Here is a 25,373-nt window from a genome sequence, read left to right as displayed (position 1 = left end):
TGTGTGAAAAATTCCGAGTATCTTTATGAAGTGAAAGGGAAATCTGCAGGTTGCATTGGCGGATTCCGGGTATACTTCCTAATATGATAAGGCAGGATGAGGAGAATGGATATGAAAATCACTGAAAAGAAGCATCAGGATGGAATTGTGGAATACTTAATGGAAAACAGCACGGGCATGAAGGTCGAGCTATTGAATATCGGGGCGAGCATCACCGGAATCCATGTGCCGGACCGGAATGGGGACTTCAGCAATGTCGTGCTGCGCAATGATTCCCTCGAGGAATACCGGGGCAATCTCCATCTGCTCGGTGCGACCATTGCACCGATTGCCGGCAGGGTGAGGGGTGCAGAAATCGAAGTGGAGGGGCAGAAGTATCGTTTCGACAGCAACGATGGAAACCACACGCTCCATAGCGGAGAGGTTGGTGTACAGAACAAGGTGTGGAAGAGTACAGTCGTCGAAGAAGCGGGCGTCGAAAAGGTGAAGTTCACCATATCGGTCGACGATTACCCATGGCACCCCGAAATCAGCATCCTCTATTCCCTCGGGGAGGATGATGCACTGAAGCTCGAGTATGAAGTCGGGAGTGAAGGGCCTACAGCCGTGGCACCGACCAACCATGTCTACTTCAACCTGAACGGTGATCCGGCGCGTACAATCGGGAACCACTTCGTAAAGAGCAGTGCTTCACGCTATCTGAAGATGGATGAAGAGCTGATACCTGTGTCCGTCGAGCCGTGTGAAGGAATGTTCGATCTTGGTGCCGACAGGCGTCTGCAGGAAGTGTTCGAGAGCGAAGATCCCCAACTGAAATTGGCGAATGGCGGATTTGACCATTACTTCCTATATGAAGGAAAGGATCATTTTGAAGTGTATGAACCGGAGAGCGGACGGAAAGTCACTCTGGAAACCGACTTCCCGGGACTTGTGTTCTATACGGGCAACAACCTGGATGACGGTCTGCCGCTCGCAGACAGAAAGCCGCAAAAATATATGGGCTTCTGCATGGAGGCGCAAGCTTCGCCGGCTGCAGTGCACCTGGATCTCGGCTTCGGCATCGAAACAAGCGGAGACTACAGGCGGGAGACGGTATTCAGATTCAGCGTGGAAGACTAGGGCATACCCCATGCAATGGAAGCATGGGGATTTTTATTTTATAAAGTGGAGTATTCACCATATACATACTAAAAAAGTGAGAAATTTAGTACCTAATCTATGTTTCCTTAAAAATTGCGTATGCCTATAGTTAAATAAATCAGTGAAAATTCTGATTATTATTGGTAGCGCTTACAAGCGGAGGTGATGCAGAGTTTGCGAAATTACTCAAGGACCAGGGGGGATTCAGATGGATGAAAGCAATACTTCACACTGCTGCTGCAGTGTGAACCGGAGTGACATCATGGTGATGGACGATGAAGTGGCATCTCATGATGCAGGGAACGCGAGCCGTGCACCTTCAGTGAAAGGAGCCGGGACAGCGGTTGAACAGGTGTACATACCAGGTGGCGCATTCCTTATGGGCACGAACGGCAGGGAGGGCTATCCGGATGATGGCGAGGGACCAGCAAGACGGGTGAAGGTCGATCCGTTCCATATGGATGTGCATGCTGTGACGAATGAAGCCTTCAGCACATTCATCGAAGACACCGGCTATGTGACGGAAGCGGAGAAGTTCGGGTGGTCATTCGTCTTCTATCAGTTCGTCAGCGACCGGACAAAGCGCAGGGTAAAGCGGGTCGTTCCGAATACGCCATGGTGGCTGGTCGTCCAGGGGGCATGCTGGAAGCATCCCGAAGGACCGGATTCGAATGTAGAGAGTCGGATGGACCATCCGGTCGTCCATGTCTCATGGAACGATGCGGCAGCCTATGCGGAATGGGCGGGCAAAAGGCTGCCGACGGAAGCGGAATGGGAGTTCGCAGCACGCGGTGGTCTGGAGCAGAAGCTGTACCCGTGGGGGGATGAACTGACGCCGGACGGTGAGCACCGCTGCAACATCTGGCAGGGGGGGTTTCCGAAGACGAATACGAAAGCAGACGGCCATTTGGGCACTGCGCCTGCAGCCGCTTTTCCGCCCAATGGCTACGGCCTCCACAATACTGTCGGCAATGTCTGGGAATGGTGTGCCGACTGGTTTGCGAAAAGTACAAAGAACCGTGGCGGAAAGAACAATCCGCAAGGGCCGAAGAAGGGGGACTTCCGGATTATGCGGGGCGGTTCATACCTGTGCCATGATTCCTACTGCAACCGGTACCGGGTCGCGGCCCGGACGAGGAATACGCCGGACAGTGCGAGCGGGAACATCGGTTTCCGCTGTGTCACCGATATCAGGCAGTAGCGTGTATCAAGATTGAACAAACGAAGGGAGCAATATGATGGGAAAAGACTATCCTTGGAGGAAGTATCTGGACAAATTTTCAAAGCTTACGGCAACGACACTGGCAGCCTCGCTGATTGCCTCGGGGGCGGGGGGCCCGGGAATGGACAAAGGCGGCAAGGTGGCGGAAGACACTCCTGAGAAGACAAACGTGATGTACATAGTGCTCGATGATGCCGGCTTTTCGGATCTTGGCAGCTTCGGCTCTGAAATCAACACCGACAATATCGATGCACTGGCGGAAAACGGGTTAAGATATAACAATTTCCACACGGCGCCGGTGTGTTCACCGACGCGCGCCTCCCTGCTGACGGGCAGGAACCCGCATGCGGTGGGCATGGGCAACGTGGCAAACTTTGATTTTGGAGAGAAATACCCGAACAGCCGGGGAGCCATTCCGGATGAAGCGGGCTTCGTCACTGAAGTGCTGGCAGAAAATGACTACACGAACTTCGGTGTCGGCAAATGGCATATTACACCGACAACAGAACTTTCTGCAGCCGGTCCCTATGAAAGGTGGCCGCTCGGCAAAGGATTCGACCGGTACTATGGAAACCTGGAGGATTCATCCGACCAGTTCCGCCCTGAGCTGTTCAGGGACAACAGTGCCGTCCCGCTGCCTGATGCAGAGGACTACCACTACTCGGAGGATATCATCGGCAATGCCGAACAGTATGTGACCGACCATATATCCATCCGTCCGGACGACCCTTTCTTCATGTATCTCGGATTTGGTGCGCAGCATATGCCGCATCAGGTTGCGGAGGAATACATCGAAATGTATGAAGGGGAGTATGATGCAGGATGGGACGTAATACGCAAAGAGCGGTTCGAAAGTCAGAAGGAACTTGGAATCATTCCTGAGGATGCTGAACTCGCGCCGCGTGCTGAGGGCGTCCCGGCATGGGATACTTTGAGCGAGGATCAGAAGAAGGTCTATACCAGATTCATGGAGACATACGCCGGCTTCCTTACACATACGGATGAACAGGTCGGAAAACTCGTGGATTCACTGGAGGAGATGGGAGAGCTCGACAACACGATGATCGTCTTCATCTCCGACAATGGCGCAAGCTTCTCGGGCGGACCGAATGGGGCGACAAATCAGGCGCGTGCCTACAATAAGCTGCCGGAAGACCTTGATGAAATCAATGAAAAATATGACCAGATCGGCAGTGGAGAGACGAACAGCGACTATCCTTCCGGCTGGTCACAGGTGAGCAATACGCCATTTCCAAACTTCAAGGGGTCGACCCATGCGGGTGGTATACGCGTACCGATGATCGTCCACTGGCCGGAAGGCATCGAGTCGAAGGGTGAAGTCAGGAGCCAGTTTACACATGTCAGTGATATCACCGCCACAGTCTATGACGTCCTTGGCATCGAGCCATCCGGGGAAATAGGCGGCATCGAGCAGATGCCAGTCACAGGTACAAGCTTTGCGGAAAGTTTCGATGACCCGGAAGCGGATACGGGCAAGAATACACAATACTTCGAACTCAGTGGAAAGCGGACACTCTATCATGAGGGATGGAAAGCCGTCTCCCAGCATGAGCCAGGTACCGACTTTGACGACGACCGGTGGTCACTCTACAATACGACAGAAGATTTCTCGGAATTGAATGATGTTGCAGACCAGCATCCGGAAAAGGTTTCACAGCTTGTCGACATATGGCATGTCGAAGCAGAAAAGAATGGCGTGCTGCCGATTTCCGAAAATTTCCTTGAGGGGCTGGGCAACCTGCCGGAAGGCAACCTGCGTTCCCGTGAAACATTCGTATACTATCCAGGAATGTCGCATATCAGCGAATCCGCAGCTCCACTGACGTTGGACCGCAACTATAGAATAACGATTCCGGTGGATGTCGAAGAAAGTGATGAAGGCGTACTGCTCGCACTCGGCAACGACAAGAGCGGCTACACCTTCTACGTAAAGGATGGTGCACTCCACTACGAGAACCATAACGGGGCGGACAGATACAAAATCTCTTCTGATGAAAGCATTCCTGAAGGGAAGAATACGGTAGAGTTCACATTTGAAAATACAGGCAAGAACCAGGGCACAGGCACCCTGTTCCTGAACGATGAGCCTGTCGGGGAAGCGGAGATGGAGACACTGCCACTGAAAGCTTCCTTCGAAGGCATGGACATCGGCAAGGATCTGCTCTATCCCGTGAGTCCGGATTATGCAGATGAAGAAAACTTCCCGTTCACCGGTGAAATTGAAAAAGTCATATTCGACTTTGAAGAAAGCGAACATATTCTGGCCAAGTAGTGATTCAAAGAAAGTGCGCATTACTGATGAAAATCGAGAGGAGCAAGCAGCATGGGAATCCATATTGTAAGATACGAAAAAGATGATGAAACAAGGTGGGGTGCCCTGGCCGGTGAGGAGGTGATTCCACTCGCCAATACGTCCCGCACACTGGATGCATTTCTTGAAGAAGGACCAGATGAGGCGAAAACCCTCCTGGCCTCAGGGAGTGCCAAGTCATTTCCGGCAGCCGAGGCGAAGCTTCTGAGCCCGGTGACCAAGCCGGCAAGAATCGTCTGTCAGGGGGCGAACTATTCCTCACACCGTGAAGAGTCGGGGCTGGAAGCGGCCCGCCCGCCATTCAACATGATCTTCAGCAAGGCGGACAGTTCCCTGTGCGGTGCCTATGAAGACGTCATCCGTCCGGAAGGCATAAAGCTTCTGGACTATGAGATAGAGCTTGGTCTCGTCATCGGGACAGAAATCACGGAGGCATCGGATATAAAAGAAGACGATCTTCATAATTATGTGGCAGGCCTTGTCATCACCAATGACATATCGGCCCGCGATATCCAGCTGCCTCAGGGCCAATGGCTGAAGGGCAAGAGCTATCGGACATTCTGTCCGACAGGTCCATATTTGTATCTGCTCGATGGGGAGGAGGTGCCACTCATCAATGAACTGGAACTTGATCTGTGGGTCAACGATGAACTGCGCCAGTCGGCGAATACGGACCAGCTTCTGTTCAAGCCAGCAGAGACGCTGATGGAGCTTTCTGAGATCATGGACCTCTCAAGAGGCGACCTTGTCATGACGGGAACGACGGGCGGGGTCGCAATGAACCTGACACCGGAGCTGCTCGGCAAAGTGACGAGCCTCGCGGTGCCTGGACAGGATAAGATCGACATGATGGTCGAGGATCAGGCAGGCAATGGAAGGTACCTGAAGGATGGCGACCTGGTGCGATGTGCAATCAGAAGTGCCGATGGGAAGATCAACCTTGGGGAGCAACGGAACAGGATCGTGCCGCAAAGCGATGCACCCCCCAGAACACGCAATGAAGGCATAAATGCAACATCCTGAATGAAGCTTTTAGAAGGCCTGGACAGTAAAATTCCAGGCTTTTCTATATGTTTTCATGGTCATATCCGCATATCTAAATTATTTTTGGAATACGCTTACATAGCTCTATTAAAGGGTTTTTGACGTTTGGTGAAAGCGATTTAGTATATTTTGTTTTAAAATATTAGAATTTTCATATAATTAATAGGTACTCATGATGAACGGTAACGCATATACTTCTAATTAACCTATCAAACTGATAGCGCTTACAAATAGAAGGGGGAATTGTAAGTTTATGAAAGATACTAATGTACTGAAAAAACCGATAGAACGTGAAGAACTGCTGAGACGCGCAAAAGAACTTGGAGAACTTGCCGAAGAGCATTCACTGCAGTCCGACAAGGATGGGAAACTTCCCGATATCGTCATAGAAAAGATGAAAGAAGCGGAATTCCATACGTTGCATAGACCGAAGGCATATGGTGGACAGGATCTGGATATGAAGACATTCGGAGAAATCATCCGGACGGTTGCATACCACAGTGTACCTGCGGCGTGGATCACATACTTTGGAATCATACATGAAACATGGCCTTCCTTCCTGCCGAAGGAGGGACGCGATGAGCTCTTTGGCAGAGGAGAACTCATGGCGGACGTCTTCGCACCTGTCGGAGAGGTGGAAGATGCGGATGATGGGGATGGATACATCGTCAGCGGCACATGGAACTTCTGCAGCGGCGTCCTATGGTGCGACTGGATTGCACTTGGTGCCATCCATAAGATGAGGGACGGAGAAGAGCCGGAATTGAGCCTGTTCATCGTTCACAAGGATGACGCGGAAATCATCGAAAACTGGGATACGCTTGGGCTGAGAGGTACAGGAAGCAACGCAGTCAAACTCGATAGAGCGTATGTACCATCCCACTACGTATTCCCTATCAGCCGTGTGGTACAGGGTGCAACAGCACCGGATGGCAACTATGAAGAAGACTATAAGCTCTTCAATGTGCCATACCTCGCATACTTCCTCTCAGGATTCGCACAAGTCTCAATCGGTGGTCTGACACGCCTTGTCGATGACTACACGAATAAGACGAAGAGCCGTGTGAGGATCTACAACAACAAGAAGAATGAGAAGGATGGAAGCAGCGGTCAGCGTACACTCGGTGAAATCACGATGGAATACAATGCACTGAAAAACATCGCGGACGAAATCCTTGAGAAGGTGGAGGGCTATTCCCAGAATGGTACACGCGTACTGGATGAGGAAGAGCGTGAAAAACTGTTTGCAATGCGTGGATATGTCGCAAAGAACTCAGCCGAACTCGCAACACGAATCATCATCAACCTTGGTGGGAATGCACTCTATAGGGAAGGTCAGTCCGAAAGGTTCGTACGAGATCTGATTGCTGTCGCATCGCACCCGACACATTTATATGAAGATGCGATGGTCGGCTACGGCAAGTCCATCCTAGGCTTCGACGGCCACCCAATGTGGTAGGAACCAATCTTGACAGTAATTTTAAATCAAAAATATAAAATCAAACAATACAGGGGGATTTGAAATGAAAAGAGAAGAACCATTATTTGATGTAGGACAACTTGCACACCTTGAGATCTATAGCCCTAAAATCGAAGAGTCCGTAGCATTCTTCAAAGAGATTCTTGGAATGACTGAAGTGGAAAGAAAAGGCAAGTCCGTATATATGAGAGCATATGAAGACCATTACCATAACACGCTCGTCATTACCGATCACCATGAAGCGGGCCTTGCGCACATCGGCCTCCGGGCAACATCACCGAATGCACTCGAGCGCCGGGTGAAGGAACTTGAAGAGGCCGGGTATGGCATCGGCTGGATTGAAGGGGACGTGGGTCATGGACCTGCCTACCAGTTCAATTCTCCGGATGGCCATGTGATGGAAGTATTCTGGGAAGTGGAATACTACGAAGCGCCGGAAGAAGAGAAGACGCATCTCCTGAACCGTCCACAAAGACGTCCGAATACTGGTGTACCGGTACGCCGTCTGGACCACGTCAACCTCTTGGCAAGCAATGTCAGAAAGAACGTTGAATTCCTGGATGATTATCTCGGATTCAATGTCCGTGAACGTATCCTGAATGATGAGAATGATGATATCGCAGCATGGACAAGCGTTACCAACCTTGCACATGACATCGCAATCATGGGCGATGCCCTCGGTGAAAAAGGCCGACTCCACCATATCTGCTACTGGTATGGCTATCCACAGCATCTGACGGATGTTGCAGATCTTCTGATCGAAAGAGGCTTCCAGATCGAAGCCGGTCCACTCAAGCATGGTGTATCCCAGGCTTCCTGCCTGTACGTCTTCGAACCGGGCGGCAACCGTGTGGAATTGTTCGGCGATGCAGGATACCTCATCTTCGATCCGGACTGGAGAACTGTTGAATGGAAGGGTGAAGATGTTCAGACAGCCATCATTTGGCAGGGTGAAGAACTTCCAGCCGACTTCTTTGTATACGGTACACCAGTAAGGGAAAAAGTAGAGATTGCAGAACAGGCACCCATCCAGGAAGAGACGGAAGAAGTCAGGGTCCAATCTGTAAAAGAGGCGAAACAGGAAGCAGAGACGAAAGCATAGACAAACGGTGGATCACATATGTGTGATAGTTTGAAAGAAGCACTGCAAGAAAAACAGAAGGAGGATTTCTCTTGGTAGCAACTGATAACAAGCAAGCAACTGAAAAAAGCATGAAAGTCAACGGAATTGAGACGAATTATCTTGAGGCAGGCTCAGGAACGGAAACCATGATACTCATTCATGGTTCCGGTCCCGGGGTGTCGGCCTTCGCCAACTGGCGTCTGGTACTGCCACGCCTGAGCGAATCGCTTCATGTATTCGCTCCGGACGTTGTCGGATTCGGAAAGACGGAAAAGGTCTCAAAGGAAAAGTATGGACTGGATATTTGGGTTAATCATCTGATCAGTTTCATCGAAGAAGTTTCGGATGGTCCCGTATATCTCGTCGGAAACTCGTTCGGTGGCGCGATGGCATTGCACATCGCCGACAGAAGGCCGGATCTTGTCAAAAAACTCATTCTGATGGGTACAGTAGGCATAGAACACGAGCTCTCCTATGGACTTGATAAAGTATGGGGCTATGACCCGAGCCTCGAGAACATGCGTGAGCTGATCGAGCTGTTCTCCCACGATCAGGCGGCTGCAAAGAACGAAGAGCTCGTCCGTCTGCGCTATGAGGCAAGCACGGAACCCAAATCTGAGGAGGCATTCCGTTCAATGTTCTATGACAACCGTCAGGAACGTCTGAACGAACTGTCATTGCCGGAAGAAAAGCTCAAAAGTCTGAAGACGGAGACCCTCCTGTTCCATGGTCTGAATGACCAGGTCATCCCGATTGAGGAGACAAGCTACAAACTGGTACAGCTGCTTCCAAATTCCGCGCTTCATATCTTCAACAAGTGCGGCCACTGGACGCAGATTGAAAAGACGGACCCTTTCATCGACCACATACTCGCATTTGTGGAAGATAAGAAATAGCATGCAAAAAGGATGGCCGATGGCCATCCTTTTTCATGTTTAAATTTTCCCCTGTGCACTAAGTATGTTCAGGGCCATATAGACGGAGAACAGGTTCTTTGTATCATCCAGTTCGATTTCGAGTATTTCACTGATCTTGCCGAGACGATAGCGCAGGCCGCTGATCGACATTGAAATGGCCTTGGCTGTGGCATTGATGTTCATGCCATTTTCAATATAGTCCTGAAGTGTGTTGACCAGTTCGAGATCCGGATCTTCCTTGAGCAGCCTGCCGATCTGCTTGTCGACGAAACGGTTGATCAGCTGATCATCCGAGATCTGGAAAAGTACACTTTCGATGCCCAGTTCTTCATAGAAGATGATCTGTTTGTTTGCACTTTTTGCATTCAGGGCGGTGAGGGTTTCCTTATGAAGAACGGGCAGTTCCTGCAAACCGTTCGACGATGAACTCACGCCGGCAAAGAACTTGTAGTCCTTGAGGCGGGCGGTGCAGTATTTCAGAAGTTTTTTGATGAACGCCTCCCGGCTTGAAAATATCTTCTTGAAGCTGCTGCATTCCATCACGATGATGATCCTGTTTGATTTCTGGGCAGCGAAGGCTTCCATGCTGCGTTCGCGGAAGAAGAGGGTGATATATCTGATGAGCGTTTCGGAAGCTTCCACCTCATTGCTCAGTTCGGCTTCATTGATGTTGCGTTCAAGCGTCATCATCCAGTAGTTCGCATCAGGATCGATGTCCATATACTGAGCATACTTATAGAGCTCTTCCTTGTCGAGGCGTCCATCTAGCACATCATTCAGGAAGCCACGCCTGATGTTCTGTTCCGTATTGATCTTGATATTCTCGTTCAACCGGATGATGGAAGCCGTCAGGGCGGCCTGATCGATGATCATGCGGTCCAACTCACTCGGGGTATGTTCTCCAGTATAAATGAAGGAGCAGTAGCCCTGTATCTTATTCTCAAGATAGATGGGGGTTCTAAGGAGTCCCGTTCCTGATGAGACCTCCATGTATTCTGTCGTCCTCGTATCCAGTCCCTTGAGTTCGAAGTCGATGACTGCCCCGTCGGATTGCTTTACAATTTTATGTCCGCCGTCTTCTATGAAGGCAGGCAACCCCGTCTCCCGTTCAAGCAGATTGAGTATATTCTGGAGGTCCTGCTTCGACAGCAGTTCCTCTATCAGCTTACGGTGGACTTCATTGCCTCGTGAGAGATAATCCCGCTCCTCCTTGAGTTTGGCCGTGACCGCATCCAGCTCCTTGATCATGCTCGCGGACTGGTAGTAGCGGTATTCATTCTGCTGCTCTTCACCCCACTTGTCGAGCGGCATGCAGACAGCCTTGCAGTGGTCATGGCCCATGGCCCTGCACCCGGTCTCCTTGACGAGGATCGTCTTCTGGAGCACTGCAGACAGATAGCCGCTCGCGTATCCGCATAATGTATGGCAGACGGGGCAGGGACTTTCCGGGTTCTCCTCGAGATGGCTCTCCGCTTCATAGGAATTGAACCATGACAGGTCGATGTATTCCATGTTGTTTTCGGAGTCGAATTTGATATCATCTATCACGACTTTCTCCAAGTAGCCGTGTAGTATATGGAGCCTCGGACCGGCATTGATCAGGTCCATCTTGTCATCCCAATCCATGCTTCTCACTTTTTCGCCATCACTCATCCCGGTGTGCCAGCCATATCTGATGAATATCCCTTTGGAGCGTTCTTCCCCCATGCTCTGAAGAAGCTCCTGCTTCAGCGTTTCCAATGCGGTGGTCGGAATACTTACCATCCGTTTATGGAATGTGTTCAAAGTCTCTTCCTTCGGCAGTTTGAAAACATCGGCAAGGCTCATATCGGTCGAATCGGTCGTCATCTGCAACACTCCTTTTTAGCTGTTCCACGCATCATCCATATGGGGTTTAACATATTTTATACTAAAATATTTAAATATTCACACTAATTATAGGTTATAATACAAGTCTGTGGATGATAGCATGTAGTTAATCTATTCAGAGTGCTTCAGTGGCTCAAAAATTTTTGAAATTGTTTGGTAGCGATTTCATTATATCGATTTACTGATTCTTTTGCAAAAATTATCAGTAAATTCTAAAAAACTGGAGTAAGAAAGCTGGATAGGGGACAATGGAGAAGAAATTTGAATACAGAAGCAAACGAGCGAATCTATAACTTTTCAATCTACTCAAGGAGGTAATTATAATGGAAGATCGTCAATTCAGAAATGCAATGGGAAAATTCGCAACAGGTGTCAACGTCATCGCCACAGAGGTGGACGGTGAAGTATACGGCATGACGGCGAACGCGTTCATGTCCGTGTCGCTCGATCCGAAGCTGATCGTCATCTCCATCGGCAATCATGCGAAGATGCTCGAGCGGATCCGCCAGAGCGGCAGGTTCTCGGTGAACGTGCTGTCCTGCGAACAGCAGGAGGAATCCATGATATTCGCCGGCCAGAAGCAGGTCGAGGACAAGTTCGAATTCGAGCGCCTCGGTGATACGCCGGTCGTGGAGAACGCCCTGTGCCAGCTGTCCTGTGAAGTCTACAATGAACATACGGAGGGGGATCATGTCCTCTTCATCGGCAAGGTGAACGACCTGGTGCTCGAGGAGGGCGATCCGCTCATCTTCAACTGCGGCAAGTACCGCAGGCTGGAAGCACTTGAGGAAGCCGCCAGTAAATAGTACACTCAGCAATATTTGAAAGGGGATGGCCTGAATGGAAATCATCCATCTGAACGAAGAGAATCTGGAAAGCTGGCAGGACAGGTCGCGCAGGAATGTCATTGCACTCGGGTTTTTTGATGGCGTCCATAAGGGCCATCAGAAAGTGATCGGCACGGCGAAGGGAGTCGCGGAGGAAGCGGATGTCGCTTTGGATGTGATGAGCTTCTTCCCGCACCCGAAGACGGTGCTGTCGAATGGAAAGCAGCAGGTGGACTACCTGATGCCGCTCGAGGAAAAGGCGCGTATTCTTGAGAGTCTGGGTGTCGACCGGTTCTATATCGTGAAGTTCACGAAGGCATTCGCATCGCTCTCGCCGGAAGATTATGTTTCACAGTATCTGTCGAATTTCGATACGGTTCATGCGGTGGCAGGATATGACTTCTCCTACGGTTTCAAGGGAACGGGTACGATCGACCGGCTGTATGCCGATTCCGGTTTCCGGATCACCACGTCGAAAGTGGAGAAGGTCGAGCATGCCGGTGAGAAGATCAGTTCCACCCGCATCCGGGCGGCCATCCTGGAAGGGAAGGTATCCGAACTGTACCAGATGCTCGGACGGCGCTACCGGACATGTGCAGAATGTTCGGATGGCTATCTGTCACTCAAGGCCTACTATATGCTGCCCCAGGATGGCATATACGATGTCGTCATCGACAATGGCACGAGCCGATATCGGACACAGATCTATGTGGATAGTGCGCAACAGCGGATCACATTCACGAAGAACTGTCTGATGGATCACATCAACCAAAAGGAAATCGCCATTACATGGGAGAGAAGGGTTGCGTCCCATTCCTTCTATCAACTGGTGGCACAATAGGGAGGCAGATTTATGGCAACAGTGAAAGCACTCGGTGAAGAAATATATGAAGCGGAAAAAAATATCGAGCCGATCGCACCCTTTACGGAGCGGTACCCGGAAATGACGGTCGACGAAGCATACGGTACGCAGTTGGAGTATGTGGAAAGGCGTCTGGCTGACGGTGCAGTGGTCAAAGGAAAGAAAATCGGGCTGACGAGCAAGGCCATGCAGGAGATGCTCGGCGTCGACCGGCCGGATTATGGTCACATTTTCGATGACATGATCCACAGTGAGGACGCGCCGGTGGACGTGGGCAGATACATCAAGCCCCGTGTGGAGTTCGAAATCGCCTTCGTACTGAAGGAAGACATCGATGGCGGCAATGTGAATGAGGAGAGTGTCGCCGAGTCGATCGATTATGCAGTGGCCGCTGCAGAAATCATCGACAGCCGTATCCGTGACTGGAAGATCAAGTTCGAAGATACCGTATCGGACAATGGTTCATCCGCCGGTGCCATCATCGGCAGCAGGAAAGTGGATCTTGGGGATATCGACCTCCCTTCCGTCAAGATGGAAGTGTTCAAGAATGGAGAAAAGATCGATGAAGGACAGGGTGCCGCCGTGCTCGGCAACCCGCTCAAGGCGGTCGTCTGGCTGGCTGAAGCGCTGCACCAGTACGGCATATCACTGAAAGCCGGTGAAGTCATTCTGGCCGGCGCGCTGACCCGGGCAGTGGATGTCGAAGCCGGAGACGAATTCAAGGCCACTTTTGAAGGACTCGGTGAGGTATCCGCCTCTTTCAGGTGATGGGCTCCATAAGAGATGAAGAACAATTGAATACAAGGATGTGCTCCCTTCAAGGTATGGACTTTGAGGGGAGTCTGACTATTGCACGGAAGAAGGGGGAGACGATATGCCGATCATTGAAATGACGATTGTGGAAGGACGCGACGGCGATGCGATAGAGCGCTGCATGAAGGAGGTTTCCCAAACGGTACAGAGCAGTCTGGGAGTGCCTGAAGAGAGTGTGCGTGTCATCGTCAGGGAAGTGCCGAAGAACCGATTTGCAGTGGGGAACACACTGAAGAGCGAGATGTAGGAATATTGCCCCGACATATAAATGACAATAGGAAAGAGGCCTGACATGAACAACATACATCAGCATGCAGAGCATCTGTTGAAGGCGGAAGAGGAAAACCACCTGGTCGATTGCCTGACGCAGGATCATCCGGACCTGTCACTCGAGGATGCCTATGCCATCCAGGATAGGCTCGTGGAATTGAAACAGGAAGCGGGCCACAGTATCTCAGCGCTTAAAATGGGCTTTACGAGCAAGGGGAAGATGCGGCAGATGGGCATCGAGGACCCCATCCACGGCAAGGTGTTCGAATACATGGAAGAGAGTGACGGTGCCAAACTGGTTTTTGATGAATATCTGCATCCAAAAGCCGAGGCGGAACTGGCATTCAAGCTGGGAGGCGATATCAGCGGAGCGGAAGTGACGGCTGAAGAAGTGCTGGAGAAGACGGAATGTGTCTTCCCGATGGTGGAGATCATCGACAGCAGATACCAGGATTTCAAGTTTACGCTGCCTGATGTCATCGCCGACAATACATCCGCAAAAAGGGTCGTCTACAGCAACCAGCTGTTCTCCCCGGAGGATTTCAGACTGGATGACATCGGTGTCACACTCTATAAAAATGGTGAAGCGGCAATCCGTGGCGTCAGTTCATTCGTCATGGATCATCCGGCAAATTCAGTCGCTGCCCTGGCAAAGATGCTCCATGAAAGGAACGGCACAGGCCTGAGGCGGGGCGACCTCATCCTGACGGGCGGGATTACGGAGGCTGTTCTGCTGGCGAAGGGGGATCATGTCGTGACGGACTTCGAAGGCATGGGGAGTGTGTCTTTCCATGTCAGGTAGTATATATATTGAAAATGAAGGCAGACATCTAAAATATCTTAGATGCCTGCCTTCTTCAATATAATTTTATCTCTTTACTTTAAATCTCCTCCGGCTACCATTTCTCCATGTTTGACCTGATTCAACCTTTTCAGTTTAAAGGAGTCTACTTTGTCCGGAGTATTTGTAATGACTGTGATTATTGTGCTCTCATGTCCTAAAGATGCAACAACATCTCTGTCCATATCAGCTATTTTCTCATTTCTACTGACTTTTTGTCCTTCTGTGACGTGGATTTTAAATACATTTTCTTTCAAGTTCACTGTATCTATACCCATATGCACCAGGACTTCCACACCGTCATCTGTTTCGATGCCTATCGCATGTCTCGTATCTGTAATCATGGTTACTGTACCTGATACTGGGCTGTAGATTTCATCGTTTTTTGGTTCCACTGCATATCCTTCTCCCATCATTCTTTGGGAGAAGACCGGGTCATTCACGCTGCCGAGTGACAGAAGTTCACCGTCAGTTGTGGCAGCAAACTGTAAATCAGTTGCAGTTTCACCTGTATTTTTTGTCTCTTTCACCTCTTCAGCAACTTTGTGTCTACTTACATTCTCTGTAGCGACTTCTCCCCGGGGTACCCCTATGAATTGGGTCGCGATAAATGCGAGTGCAAATGTTGCGATTCCGACGATGATATATGTGAGCAGCTGACTGAAGTCGTACAGATACATGAGCGGAGAGAGTATGACTGCAAGTCCGTACGAGTTTGCTTGGATACCGAGTAGTGCGAGTATGCCACCGCCGAGTGATGAGCAGGCCAGCATTACGAATAGAGCGCGCATTCCAGACCTCAAGACGACGCCGAAGAGGGCGGGTTCACTGACACCCAGCAGCTGTGTAATGGTTGCGCTGACGCCTGCAGTCTTGAATGCTGCCTGTCTGCTCCGCAGTGACAATGCAAGGGTCACCCCTGCATTCGAGAACCCATACATTGCTGCCAACGTGATTAATGGATTGAAACCGGTAGCTGCAAGCATTGAGGTTTCCGCAATGATGAACATATGATGAAGCCCTGTCATGACTGCCAGCGGGTATAGGAACCCGATCAGGAAGCCCCCCAGTCCGACCGGGAGCCCTATGAACATTGTGACAAGGTCTATGCCTACCGTTTCAATTGCCTTCACCACTGGTCCCATGACAAAAAGGGAGATGAGCAGCATGATGATGATGACGAAGAAAGGTGTGAATATCAGATCAAGCGCATTTGGCATACGCTTGCGTAAAAATTTCTCTATCTTTGCGCCGATGATACCCGCAAACAGGGCAGTCAATATACTCCCCTGATAGCCTATGATGGGTATGTATCCCAATACCATGATCGGATCGGCATTGCCACCAGCAACGTCATAGGCATTGGGCAACTCCGGAGAAACAAGCATCAGACCAATCAGGAAGCCAATGACAGGGGTGCCTCCGAATGTCTTAAAAGCACTCCATGTAATAAATGCAGGAAGAAAAGCGAAGGCGGTGCTCGTCAGTATATTGACGATCGTATTGAATTCGGGTGGAATCATTTCAAGGGACATCCCGAAAAAGCCTAAAACAGTTTCGTTAAATATGACCCCTTGTAAGCCTAGGAACAGCCCGGTTGCACCGAGTATGGGGATGATGGGAATGAAGACATCTGCCAGTATCCTGATTGCACGCTGAAGCCCTTTTTCCTTATTCTCCTTCATTTCATTTTTGGTACGTTCAGTAAATTCATGCTCGCTATTCATTTCTTCATATACATTATTTACGATGCCCGTACCAAGAATGATCTGGTATTGGCCTCCTGTATAAAAGACGCCCTTCACTTCATCTATTTCCTGGATTTCTCCATCATTGATCCTTTTACGATCATAAACAGACAGCCGTAATCGGGTGGCGCAATGCGATACGCTCTCAATATTATCTTCGCCGACAGTCTCAACGATTTCCCGAGCAATTTTTTGGTACTTGTTCTTTGTCATAATCTGCTCTCCAGTCTAATTCAATTTGATCAGCATTGCTTCATACGGTCTCAAAGTAATGCTTCCATCATTATTTTGTATATTTTCGTAATTACTGATGATTGACGTAAAGGACTGTATTTCCATGCTGGTCTTATCGCTGGACAGATTGACGATGACCTGTAATGTTTCTGTTGAACCCTCTCTGTAATAACTGATGATATTCTCTTTCGTATCATATACCGGTGTGATGTTTCCAAAGATGAGAGTATCTCTGTGTGTGGATGTATTTCTCGTTGATATCAGCAATCTATAAAAATTGAGAAGGGACTCAGGATCATCTTCCTGCGAAGCTACATTGATCATGTCATAGTTCTCGTTTACTTCCAGCCATGGTGCATATTGTGAGAATCCTGCGTATCTGCTGGTGTTCCATTGCATTGGTGTACGCGTATTGTCCCTGCTGCGAAGATTTACGAAGTTGAGTGCTTCTTCTTTTGAAAATCCCTCGCTCATTGAACGGTAGTAGTTATCGATACTCGAAATATCATCAAATTGTTCAATGAATTGACGAGTGAAGTTTGTGGCTCCGATTTCCTGTCCCTGATAAAGGAAGGGGGTACCACGCAAAAACATATACATCAGGGCCAAGGCACTGCCGCCATAGTAATTTTGATAGGAGGGATCTTTGATGAGTTTGGATATTGCTCTTGGTTGATCATGGTTCTCTATAAAATTGGCCCCCCAACCGACTTTCTGGATGGCTTCCTGGGATTTGAACAGAAGATCCCTGAATTCCTTTATCGACCAGTCTGTACGTTTGAACCAATCACTGCCTGATTCTACATCGATATCCGCATATTTGAAATCGAATATCATCGAGAAGTATCCGTCTTCACCGATATAATCATCAAATTCTTCATATTCAACACCAGGAGCTTCACCGACAGTTACACAATCATATTTATTGAATGTTTCCTGTTTCAGTTCATGCAGGAATTCACTGATTCCCGGACGATTCCGTGTTTTATGCTTACAGGTTACCAGCTGGTCTACACCATCTGCAGGAAGAGAACTGTAATCCTGATCTTTTTTAATGAAGGTGATCGAATCGATTCTGAATCCGGCAATGCCCTTATCCAGCCACCAGTTGATCATGCTGTAGATTTCTCTGCGCAATTCCGGATTTTCAAAGTTCAGGTCCGGTTGTTTTTTGTCAAAGGTATGCATGTAATAGATTTCCTCGTTACGAACTTTCTCCCAGACACTGCCTCCGAATATGGAACGCCAATTGTTGGGGGGCGCACCATTCGAGGGTTTTCTGAAAATATAATAGTCCCGATATTTGCTGGATGGGTTCTCCAAAGCTTCCTGGAACCATGGGTGTTCATCTGATGAATGGTTAACGACCAAGTCCAGGATGATTTTAATCCCCCTTTGTTCAGCTTCTTTTATCAGATCTTCCAGGTCGTGGATGGTACCGAAGTCCGGGTTGATATCTTGATAGTCTGAAATATCGTATCCATTGTCGATCATTGGTGACTTGAAAATAGGACAGATCCAAATCATCGTGATCCCCAGATCTTCCAGGTAAGGGAGTTTTTCTCGTATTCCATTGATATCACCAATACCATCGTTGTTGCTGTCGTTAAAGCTTTTCGGATAAATTTGGTAAATCACTTCTTCCTGCCACCAATTTTTCATTGTGATCCTCCTTATGGTATCGATACCATATTTGTATTTTTAAAGAACCTGCTTATGCAGATTCTCTTTCAATAATTTTTAACTTGAGCTGTGATTGATCAACTTCATATTCAGTTTCTTCAAGCATGCTGGCAATTAACTCAGCAGCCTGCTGTCCTAATGCACCAACGGGCTGGGCGACAGTCGTAATGGGAACCTTGGCCAAAGCAGAGAAAGGTTGGTTGTCGAACCCCATGACTGCCATGTCTTTCGGCACATGGATGTTCAACTCTTCAAGCTTTTGGATGATGCCGATTGCAACTTCATCACTGCCAGCAAAGATTGCTTTAGGACGCCTGCTCTCAACCAGTTTTGAAAGCCGGATGGCAATTGCCATACCATCTTCAATTGTATGGTTGTCTGTGAAAACCCATTCTTTGTTGAATTGGATCCCTGCATCTTCCAGAGCTTTTAGATAACCTCTATTCCTGTAGGCACCGTGGCTGTTTTCAGTAAAATCGCCGCCCGTAGAATATGCAATTCGGGTGTGGCCCTTGCGGATTAGAAATTTAATCGCATCATATGTTGCCTGCTCTTGATTCGTCATGATGAAATGAAGGCTGTTACTTTTAAAATCAGTTTGTGCAGCTGCTACGATTGGTCCATATTTTGTGTAGGATTCTATCGTTCTGAAGTCATTCTCTACTGAACACATGATTACACCGCTGATTGTTTTTTCCTTTAGCATGTTCAAAGTATTTATCTCTTCCTGTTTGTCGCCATATGTTTGCATTATGAGGAGATGATATCCTCCCTGCTTCACTTTCTTCTCTATCGCATCGACAAGGTAGGCAAAGTAGGGGTTTGTGATTCTTGAAACCAGGACTCCAATCGTCTTACCGCGATTGGAACGGAGCTGGGTCGCCAAGGTACTTGGGGCGTAGTCCAGTTCCTCCATCGCTTTTTGTATCTTCTTCTTCTTTTCATCTGATATATAGGGGTGGTCGTTCAAATATCTGGAAACGGTTGTTACAGAGAGTCCAGCTTTATTGGCCACATCTTTGATGTTTGCTATTGGTATCACCTTCCCACTTGTGTGGTATCGATTTCATAATAATTGAAAGCGTTCTATTAGTCAATAGTTAAAAACTGAATATTTAATACTATATTCCAAGGATTATTTTCGATTATTCTTCGAAAAAATGATTTAGATATAAGAGTTCATTGTTTTCTGAGAAAGACATGTGAGCGCATGTCTTGAAGTTATCTCTAATTCGAGATAATATATGGATATTAACTCTTGGAGGGATTTTATTATGAAAAATGAAGGACTGCTCGGTATCCACCACGTAACCGCGATGACGGACGATGCGGTGAGGAACTATGAATTCTTTACGAATGTTCTTGGCATGCGTCTCGTGAAGAAGACGGTCAACCAGGATGATATACACACGTACCACACGTTTTTTGCAGATGATGTGGGATCTCCAGGGACGGATATGACGTTCTTTGACTTCCCGAATGTGCCGAAAGGGTCTCCGGGATCGAATTCGATCTACCGGGCGGCATTCAGAGTGCCGGATGACGCGGCCATTGAATACTACAAGGATCGTTTCGATGAATTCGATGTGAAGCATGATGGCATCCAGGAACTGTTCGGCAAGAAGGTGCTGCCATTCGAGGAAGCAGATGGCCAGAAGTACCAGCTCGTCTCCGATGAGAACAATGAAGGTGTCGCACCGGGCATCCCTTGGAAAAATGGTCCGGTACCTGAGGACAAGGCGATATACGGCCTTGGACCGATCGAGATCAGGGTAAGCTACTTCGATGACTTCAAGAAAGTGCTGATGGATGTCTACGGCATGAAGCCGGTTGTCGAAGAAGCGGATGTCGCATTGCTTGACGTCGGGGAAGGCGGCAATGGCGGCCAGGTCATCGTGAGAAAAGATGAAGCCGGCTCTGCAAAGCAGGGATACGGCGAAGTCCACCACGTTTCATTCAGAGTTGCCGATCACGAAGTGATCAAGCAATGGGAAGAAAAATACAATCAGCTTGGCATGAGCCATTCGGGCAATGTGAACCGCTTCTACTTCGAAGCTCTGTACACACGTGTCGGGCATATTCTGATCGAGCTATCTACGGATGGACCCGGGTTCATGGATGACGAACCTTATGAAACACTCGGTGAGAGTCTCGCACTGCCGCCTTTCCTCGAAGAAAGACGCGAGTATATCGAAGGACAGATACGCCCGTTCGATACGAAACGTTCGAAATAGGCTTAAGGAGATTTTATAAATGGAAGCAATTAGAAGAATCCACCACATTACAGCGATTGTCGGCGATCCGAATGAGAATCTGAGGTTCTACCGTGATGTGCTGGGACTCAGACTGATCAAGCAGACGGTCAACTTTGATGATCCGGGCGTCTATCATCTCTACTTTTCAAATGATGATGTGACACCGGGAACGGTCATCACCTTCTTTCCTTGGACGAATGGGCTTGTCGGCCGCAAGGGCAGCGGCCAGGTCGGCAGGATTGCCTTCAGAATTCCTGCGGGTAGTATGAAGTCCTGGAAAAGCCATCTTGCTGAACAGAATATTGAAGTCTCGATGACGGAACTCTTCGGTCGGAAGACGTTGGAATTCCAGGATGTGCATGGCTTGGACCTCGCTCTTGTTGAAGGAGACCGGGAACTTGCTGACACTAGGATACTCGGTTTCCATGGTGCTGTACTGCTGTCTTCACATCCTGAAGGTACGAAGGATTTTCTCGCGCAGAAACTCGGGCTGAAACTGCTCGATATCGATGGTGACATCAACCATTTCGAAACAGTGGGCGAAGAGCAGCACCATATCGTCATCGCCCTGCCACCGATGCCAAACGGCAGATGGGGCAGCGGGACAGTCCATCACATCGCTTGGTCTGTGCCGTCTGAAGATGTGCAGAGGGATTGGCAGAAACAGCTGCTTGATGATGGTGCCGATGTCACGGAAGTGAAAGACAGAAGCTACTTCCGATCCATCTATATGACGGATCCGGGCGATGTGATCATGGAGTTCGCAACAGATGGTCCAGGATTTGATGTCGATGAAGAGAAATCAAAACTTGGCACAGAACTGAAGCTGCCGGAGCAGTATGAACATCTGAGGGCGGAATATGAAAAAAGCCTGCCGGAACTGAATATATAAGAGGTGGATAGAATGCTCGATTTCACGCCGCAGCAGCTCAATGAAAAGGAACAGAAGAAATTCCTGATCGGCTCGGTCATTCCGAGGCCGATCGCCCTTGTTTCCACGATGTCGGAAGAGGGAATTGTGAATATCGGCCCGTTCAGCTATTTCAATATTGTCACGTACCGGCCACCGATGCTGTCAATCGCAGTCCAGCGGGTGGCTGGCGAACCTAAAGATACGGCACGTAATATATCGAATACGAAAGAAGCGGTTGTGCACGTTGTTGACCAGGACAATGTGGAGGCTGCAAACGAGACAGCAGCCCAGCTCGGTCCGGAAGAGAGTGAGTTGGATGTATCCGCGTTTACGACAGTAGCCTCGAAAACTGTCAGGCCGCCTGGACTGGATGAAGCAAAAGTCCGCATGGAAACAGAGCTGTATGATTCAATGGTCATATACGATGATGACAGCCATGCGACGACGGATTTACTGCTGCTCAAAGTCGTTCATTTCCACATTGATGATGACATCTATCACCATGGATATGTCGATCCAGTCAAGCTGGGAGCAGTCAGTCGACTGGCAGGACATGACTATGCAGAGATAGGCAGGATGTTCACTGTCCAGCGACCAGAATAGAGAAGGAGTGTTCACTTATGAAACATATATACAATGAAAATAAAAAGGGTGCACCGGTATTCGTACTGCTGCACGGTACCGGCGGTACGGAGCACGATCTTCTGCCGCTCGCCGGAATGCTGGAGCCGGAGTATAACGTACTCAGCGTAAGGGGAAATGTCTCCGAGAATGGCATGAATCGCTACTTCAAGCGCCATGGCGAAGGGCAGTATGATGTGGAAGATCTCAATTTCCGCGGCAAGGAGCTGCATGACTTCATCGGTGAAGCCTCGGAAGACTACGGATTCGATGTCCGTGACGTCATCTTCGTCGGCTTCTCCAACGGTTCGAACATCGCCATCAACATGATGCTGAGGGAGGATGCCGACTACAGGAAGGCAATCCTCTTTGCGCCACTCTATCCTGTATCAGTCGAGCATGAAAAGGATCTCAGCGGGGCGGAAGTCTTCCTGTCCATGGGCAAAAATGACCCGATGGCACCGGAGGAAGAGAGCAGGCGCGTCGTGGACCTGTTCGAATCAAGGGGTGCTGATGTGGCCATCACATGGGTCAACGGACACAGCCTGCCGCAGGAAGCTGCGATGAAAGCGAAAGAATGGCTGAAGGGCTAGGTTATCATTTCCTTTATTTTACGAATGGGTGTATAATAATTGTGAAATAAATAACAAATAGGAGGGCTTTATATGCGCGCAGCAGTATTTCATGATGCAAAGGACATTCGCGTAGAAGACGTTGAAATACCGGAAATCAGTGAAGGTAAAGTTAAAGTCAAAGTTGCCTGGGCCGGCATTTGTGGCAGTGATCTCCATGAATATAATGCAGGTCCCATCTTTATTCCGAGCGGAGAAGCATCTCCAATGACAGACAGAAAGGCACCGCTGACCATGGGCCATGAGTTTTCAGGTACTGTGGAGGAAGTGGGAGCGGGGGTCGAGGGTCTCGAGGCAGGAGACAAGGTGACGATCAATCCGCTCATCACCCAGGAAGTGCATGAGGAGCCACTCGTTGATATGTACAAAGGATTCACTTTTGTAGGGCTTGGCAGTGACGGCGGTTTTGCCGACTATGTTGTAGTGGACAGGAAGAACATTGTGAAGCTGGAGGATGAAACATCGCTTGAACTTGGTGCACTTGTCGAGCCGACAGCCGTCGCCCTTCAGGCGATTCGGGAATCCGAAATGCAGTTCAGCGACTCCGTTGCGGTATTCGGGGCTGGTCCAATTGGACTGCTGACCATCATTGCCGCTCGGGCGGCTGGTGCAAAGGACATCTTTGCATTCGACCTCAGCGACGAGCGTCTTAAGAAGGCGAAGGAAGTCGGTGCGACACATGCAGTCAATTCCGGCAATGAAGATCCGGTCGCATATATTCATGAATACTACCCTGACGGTGTCGACCGGACATTCGAAGTGGCAGGTGTCGGTGTGACTGTCGACCAGTCCATCCAGGCCACACGTGCGCGCGGTATGGTGACCATCGTGTCCATCTTTGAAAAACCGATTGAATTCAATCCGATGTCACTCACCGCAAGCGGTGTACGCATCGCTTCCACTCTGGCGTACGAGCCGGACATATTTGAAGCGACGGTGAAGATGATAGAGAGTGGACAGATTGATCCATTCCCGGTCATCAGCGACCATATCGAACTGAATGAGATTGTCGACAAGGGATTCGAAGCACTGCTGAATGACAAGAGTCAGTCCAAGATTCTTGTGAAGCTCAGCGGCGACAAATAAATTCCAATATTATTTTCCCAAGGCAGGAGTGCTATCGCTCCTGCTTTTTCTTATAACACCATTACCATAGTCAACCTATGGTTTACTTTGTTGATATTTGTTTATATATTGGTGATACCTATTCCCTATGAAATTATTTATGATAAAAGCAGGATAGGAGTGAGGTTGTGAATGATATGAATGTGGGCCAGAGCATCTTCAGCAACAGGAAGCGAATCGGATATACGCAGACCGATATTGCAGAGTTCCTGAATATCAGCAAGGCGGCTGTGTCAAAATGGGAAAAGGGGCACTCCCTGCCTGAAATCAACTATCTGGCACGACTGGCAGTGCTGTTTGATGTTACCATCGACGATCTGGTCAATTATTCACCCCAGCTTTCGAAACAGCAGATCAGGATCTTCTATCACAAGCTTGCCGGAATGTTCGAAACTGAAGACTACGATGGTGCACTGGAAGCGGTGCGAAGCCATGCCCATCGCTACTACAGCTGCTATCGCCTGCTGACCGTACTGACGGGATTGCTGATCAATCATGGTTATCTGGCTAAAGACCGGACGGAGACATTCGGGCTGGCCAAGGATTTCATAGAGCGGGTGCTTGCAAATTCTGACTCTCTGCATCTCAAGGAACAGGTCACATTCTTCAGAGCCATGATCCATCTGATGGAGCAGCAGTCGGCAGAAGCGATTGGGCTGTTGTCTGATTCCACGTTGCCCAAGCTGCCGGTGAGTACCCTGTTGGCCCAGTCCTATCAGATGCAGGGAGAAGTCCAGAAATCCAAAGCCGTCCTGCAGATTGAAGTGTATCAGTATATCGTTTTCATCATTGGGGACTTTACAATGATGATTCAGGGCGGACTCTACGATGATCTTGAAGAACTGCTTTCAAGAGGCGAAGCCATGGACGGAGCATTTAATCTCAAGGCGCTGCATCCGAACTCGATGTTGAACTTCTATCTCGTTGCGGCCATGCAGCTTGTCGATGATAAGAAGCGATGCATCCATTATCTGAATGCTTTTTTGGAATCTGTAAGAAATTTGACGAACGATTATTATCTGCATGGGGATGGATTTTTCACGGAAATCGATGAATGGGTGGCAGACTTCGATATCGGGAAGGATGTGCCGGTGAATTTTGGTGTTGCCAAGGAGCAACTGTTGAGTGTTCTGGTGGATAATGAAGTCTTTTTGGAATTGAAGGATGATATAGAGTTCAAAAATATCGTTCATAAATTAAAAAAGGTCGTGGAGGGAAAGTGACATGAATATGGATGTACAGGAATACTTGCCGTTTTTGATTCCGCTGCTTCTGCTGCAGCTGGTGCTGACGGTGACTGCACTGGTGATGATCATCAGACAGCAGCAATTCAGGTATTTGAATAGGGTGGTCTGGATCATCATCGTGCTCGTTCTGAATATCATCGGGCCGATCCTATACTTCGTACTGGAGCGGAGATGA

The 25,373-nt window shown here is 49.0% G+C and carries 23 protein-coding genes; 19 read left to right on the top strand and 4 right to left on the bottom strand.

The genetic code is table 11. The features are described 5' to 3' along the window. Positions 1-111 precede the first annotated feature (111 nt). From RQP18_RS11705 to RQP18_RS11675, 7 genes are all read left to right on the top strand, one after another. Positions 112-1,119 carry an aldose epimerase family protein gene (locus RQP18_RS11705; RefSeq protein ID WP_342387861.1) on the top strand — a complete coding sequence of 336 codons (1,008 nt, stop codon included), beginning with the start codon at positions 112-114 and terminating at the stop codon, positions 1,117-1,119. 229 nt (positions 1,120-1,348) lie between these two features. After that, positions 1,349-2,341, top strand: a complete 993-nt coding sequence (locus tag RQP18_RS11700) for a formylglycine-generating enzyme family protein (RefSeq protein ID WP_342387860.1) — start codon at positions 1,349-1,351, stop codon at positions 2,339-2,341. Between the two features lie 34 nt (positions 2,342-2,375). Continuing rightward, positions 2,376-4,655: an arylsulfatase gene (locus RQP18_RS11695; RefSeq protein ID WP_373446068.1), complete on the top strand. Its 2,280-nt coding sequence runs from the start codon at positions 2,376-2,378 to the stop codon at positions 4,653-4,655. A gap of 51 nt (positions 4,656-4,706) precedes the next feature. Further along, positions 4,707-5,717, top strand: a complete 1,011-nt coding sequence (locus RQP18_RS11690) for a fumarylacetoacetate hydrolase family protein (protein WP_342387858.1) — start codon at positions 4,707-4,709, stop codon at positions 5,715-5,717. A 274-nt stretch (positions 5,718-5,991) separates the two neighbouring features. Further along, complete coding sequence (locus RQP18_RS11685) at positions 5,992-7,197, top strand: acyl-CoA dehydrogenase (protein WP_342387857.1); 1,206 nt, start codon at positions 5,992-5,994, stop codon at positions 7,195-7,197. Positions 7,198-7,261: 64 nt separating this feature from the next. After that, on the top strand, positions 7,262-8,320 hold the full coding sequence (locus RQP18_RS11680; RefSeq protein WP_342387856.1) for a catechol 2,3-dioxygenase: 1,059 nt from the start codon (positions 7,262-7,264) through the stop codon (positions 8,318-8,320). 71 nt (positions 8,321-8,391) lie between these two features. Continuing rightward, positions 8,392-9,237 carry an alpha/beta fold hydrolase gene (locus RQP18_RS11675; protein WP_342387855.1) on the top strand — a complete coding sequence of 282 codons (846 nt, stop codon included), beginning with the start codon at positions 8,392-8,394 and terminating at the stop codon, positions 9,235-9,237. A 39-nt stretch (positions 9,238-9,276) separates the two neighbouring features. Here RQP18_RS11675 and RQP18_RS11670 read toward each other — a convergent pair whose 3' ends face one another. Further along, the gene (locus RQP18_RS11670; RefSeq protein ID WP_342387854.1) at positions 9,277-11,106 is read right to left on the bottom strand and encodes a XylR N-terminal domain-containing protein; all 1,830 of its coding nucleotides are present in this window, start codon (positions 11,104-11,106) and stop codon (positions 9,277-9,279) included. Between the two features lie 344 nt (positions 11,107-11,450). On the opposite strand from RQP18_RS11670, the gene RQP18_RS11665 reads away from it, so the two are divergent. The 5 genes from RQP18_RS11665 to RQP18_RS11645 all read left to right on the top strand — a co-directional run bounded on the left by RQP18_RS11665 (position 11,451) and on the right by RQP18_RS11645 (position 14,701). Then, positions 11,451-11,933: a flavin reductase family protein gene (locus RQP18_RS11665; RefSeq protein WP_342387853.1), complete on the top strand. Its 483-nt coding sequence runs from the start codon at positions 11,451-11,453 to the stop codon at positions 11,931-11,933. 34 nt (positions 11,934-11,967) lie between these two features. After that, positions 11,968-12,795 carry an FAD synthetase family protein gene (locus RQP18_RS11660; protein ID WP_342387852.1) on the top strand — a complete coding sequence of 276 codons (828 nt, stop codon included), beginning with the start codon at positions 11,968-11,970 and terminating at the stop codon, positions 12,793-12,795. A gap of 12 nt (positions 12,796-12,807) precedes the next feature. After that, positions 12,808-13,584 carry a 2-keto-4-pentenoate hydratase gene (locus tag RQP18_RS11655; protein WP_342387851.1) on the top strand — a complete coding sequence of 259 codons (777 nt, stop codon included), beginning with the start codon at positions 12,808-12,810 and terminating at the stop codon, positions 13,582-13,584. A 106-nt stretch (positions 13,585-13,690) separates the two neighbouring features. After that, complete coding sequence (locus RQP18_RS11650) at positions 13,691-13,876, top strand: tautomerase family protein (RefSeq protein WP_342387850.1); 186 nt, start codon at positions 13,691-13,693, stop codon at positions 13,874-13,876. A 45-nt stretch (positions 13,877-13,921) separates the two neighbouring features. Further along, complete coding sequence (locus RQP18_RS11645) at positions 13,922-14,701, top strand: 2-keto-4-pentenoate hydratase (RefSeq protein ID WP_342387849.1); 780 nt, start codon at positions 13,922-13,924, stop codon at positions 14,699-14,701. 74 nt (positions 14,702-14,775) lie between these two features. Here RQP18_RS11645 and RQP18_RS11640 read toward each other — a convergent pair whose 3' ends face one another. The 3 genes from RQP18_RS11640 to RQP18_RS11630 are packed head-to-tail and all read right to left on the bottom strand — an operon-like array spanning position 14,776 to position 19,447. Further along, the gene (locus tag RQP18_RS11640; protein WP_342387848.1) at positions 14,776-16,701 is read right to left on the bottom strand and encodes a PTS beta-glucoside transporter subunit IIBCA; all 1,926 of its coding nucleotides are present in this window, start codon (positions 16,699-16,701) and stop codon (positions 14,776-14,778) included. Between the two features lie 15 nt (positions 16,702-16,716). Then, a complete protein-coding gene (locus RQP18_RS11635) occupies positions 16,717-18,384 on the bottom strand; it encodes an alpha-glucosidase (protein ID WP_342387847.1) in 1,668 nt (555 codons plus the stop codon). Positions 18,385-18,436: 52 nt separating this feature from the next. Next, positions 18,437-19,447, bottom strand: a complete 1,011-nt coding sequence (locus RQP18_RS11630; RefSeq protein WP_342387846.1) for a LacI family DNA-binding transcriptional regulator — start codon at positions 19,445-19,447, stop codon at positions 18,437-18,439. Positions 19,448-19,679: 232 nt separating this feature from the next. Between RQP18_RS11630 and mhqE the strand changes: the two genes are divergently transcribed. The 7 genes from mhqE (at position 19,680) to RQP18_RS11595 (ending at position 25,373) form a co-directional block, all read left to right on the top strand. Then, positions 19,680-20,639 (top strand): ring-cleaving dioxygenase MhqE, encoded by a 960-nt coding sequence (mhqE, locus tag RQP18_RS11625; protein WP_342387845.1) that lies wholly within the window; start codon positions 19,680-19,682, stop codon positions 20,637-20,639. A gap of 19 nt (positions 20,640-20,658) precedes the next feature. Further along, positions 20,659-21,552: a VOC family protein gene (locus tag RQP18_RS11620; RefSeq protein WP_342387844.1), complete on the top strand. Its 894-nt coding sequence runs from the start codon at positions 20,659-20,661 to the stop codon at positions 21,550-21,552. Between the two features lie 12 nt (positions 21,553-21,564). After that, complete coding sequence (locus tag RQP18_RS11615; protein WP_342387843.1) at positions 21,565-22,176, top strand: flavin reductase family protein; 612 nt, start codon at positions 21,565-21,567, stop codon at positions 22,174-22,176. A 17-nt stretch (positions 22,177-22,193) separates the two neighbouring features. Beyond that, positions 22,194-22,787 (top strand): alpha/beta hydrolase, encoded by a 594-nt coding sequence (locus tag RQP18_RS11610; protein WP_342387842.1) that lies wholly within the window; start codon positions 22,194-22,196, stop codon positions 22,785-22,787. A 72-nt stretch (positions 22,788-22,859) separates the two neighbouring features. Further along, positions 22,860-23,912 (top strand): 2,3-butanediol dehydrogenase, encoded by a 1,053-nt coding sequence (locus RQP18_RS11605; protein WP_342387841.1) that lies wholly within the window; start codon positions 22,860-22,862, stop codon positions 23,910-23,912. 176 nt (positions 23,913-24,088) lie between these two features. Next, positions 24,089-25,174, top strand: coding sequence for a helix-turn-helix domain-containing protein (locus RQP18_RS11600; RefSeq protein ID WP_342389406.1), 1,086 nt, complete (start codon positions 24,089-24,091; stop codon positions 25,172-25,174). 1 nt (position 25,175) lies between these two features. Next, a complete protein-coding gene (locus tag RQP18_RS11595; RefSeq protein WP_342387840.1) occupies positions 25,176-25,373 on the top strand; it encodes a PLDc N-terminal domain-containing protein in 198 nt (65 codons plus the stop codon).

The sequence above is a fragment of the Salinicoccus sp. Bachu38 genome (assembly GCF_038561955.2).
Classification (GTDB): Bacteria; Bacillota; Bacilli; order Staphylococcales; family Salinicoccaceae; genus Salinicoccus; species Salinicoccus bachuensis.
This window is presented reverse-complemented; position numbering and strand designations above follow the sequence as displayed.

Bases quoted from the DNA above. Each gene is read 5' to 3' on its own strand.
- RQP18_RS11705 (WP_342387861.1), top strand. From the start codon at position 112: ATGAAAATCACTGAAAAGAAGCATCAGGATGGAATTGTGGAATACTTA.
- RQP18_RS11700 (WP_342387860.1), top strand. From the start codon at position 1,349: ATGGATGAAAGCAATACTTCACACTGCTGCTGCAGTGTGAACCGGAGT.
- RQP18_RS11695 (WP_373446068.1), top strand. From the start codon at position 2,376: ATGATGGGAAAAGACTATCCTTGGAGGAAGTATCTGGACAAATTTTCA.
- RQP18_RS11690 (WP_342387858.1), top strand. From the start codon at position 4,707: ATGGGAATCCATATTGTAAGATACGAAAAAGATGATGAAACAAGGTGG.
- RQP18_RS11685 (WP_342387857.1), top strand. From the start codon at position 5,992: ATGAAAGATACTAATGTACTGAAAAAACCGATAGAACGTGAAGAACTG.
- RQP18_RS11680 (WP_342387856.1), top strand. From the start codon at position 7,262: ATGAAAAGAGAAGAACCATTATTTGATGTAGGACAACTTGCACACCTT.
- RQP18_RS11670 (WP_342387854.1), bottom strand. From the start codon at position 11,106: ATGACGACCGATTCGACCGATATGAGCCTTGCCGATGTTTTCAAACTG.
- RQP18_RS11665 (WP_342387853.1), top strand. From the start codon at position 11,451: ATGGAAGATCGTCAATTCAGAAATGCAATGGGAAAATTCGCAACAGGT.
- RQP18_RS11660 (WP_342387852.1), top strand. From the start codon at position 11,968: ATGGAAATCATCCATCTGAACGAAGAGAATCTGGAAAGCTGGCAGGAC.
- RQP18_RS11655 (WP_342387851.1), top strand. From the start codon at position 12,808: ATGGCAACAGTGAAAGCACTCGGTGAAGAAATATATGAAGCGGAAAAA.
- RQP18_RS11650 (WP_342387850.1), top strand. From the start codon at position 13,691: ATGCCGATCATTGAAATGACGATTGTGGAAGGACGCGACGGCGATGCG.
- RQP18_RS11645 (WP_342387849.1), top strand. From the start codon at position 13,922: ATGAACAACATACATCAGCATGCAGAGCATCTGTTGAAGGCGGAAGAG.
- RQP18_RS11640 (WP_342387848.1), bottom strand. From the start codon at position 16,701: ATGACAAAGAACAAGTACCAAAAAATTGCTCGGGAAATCGTTGAGACT.
- RQP18_RS11635 (WP_342387847.1), bottom strand. From the start codon at position 18,384: ATGAAAAATTGGTGGCAGGAAGAAGTGATTTACCAAATTTATCCGAAA.
- mhqE (WP_342387845.1), top strand. From the start codon at position 19,680: ATGAAAAATGAAGGACTGCTCGGTATCCACCACGTAACCGCGATGACG.
- RQP18_RS11620 (WP_342387844.1), top strand. From the start codon at position 20,659: ATGGAAGCAATTAGAAGAATCCACCACATTACAGCGATTGTCGGCGAT.
- RQP18_RS11615 (WP_342387843.1), top strand. From the start codon at position 21,565: ATGCTCGATTTCACGCCGCAGCAGCTCAATGAAAAGGAACAGAAGAAA.
- RQP18_RS11610 (WP_342387842.1), top strand. From the start codon at position 22,194: ATGAAACATATATACAATGAAAATAAAAAGGGTGCACCGGTATTCGTA.
- RQP18_RS11605 (WP_342387841.1), top strand. From the start codon at position 22,860: ATGCGCGCAGCAGTATTTCATGATGCAAAGGACATTCGCGTAGAAGAC.
- RQP18_RS11600 (WP_342389406.1), top strand. From the start codon at position 24,089: ATGAATGTGGGCCAGAGCATCTTCAGCAACAGGAAGCGAATCGGATAT.
- RQP18_RS11595 (WP_342387840.1), top strand. From the start codon at position 25,176: ATGAATATGGATGTACAGGAATACTTGCCGTTTTTGATTCCGCTGCTT.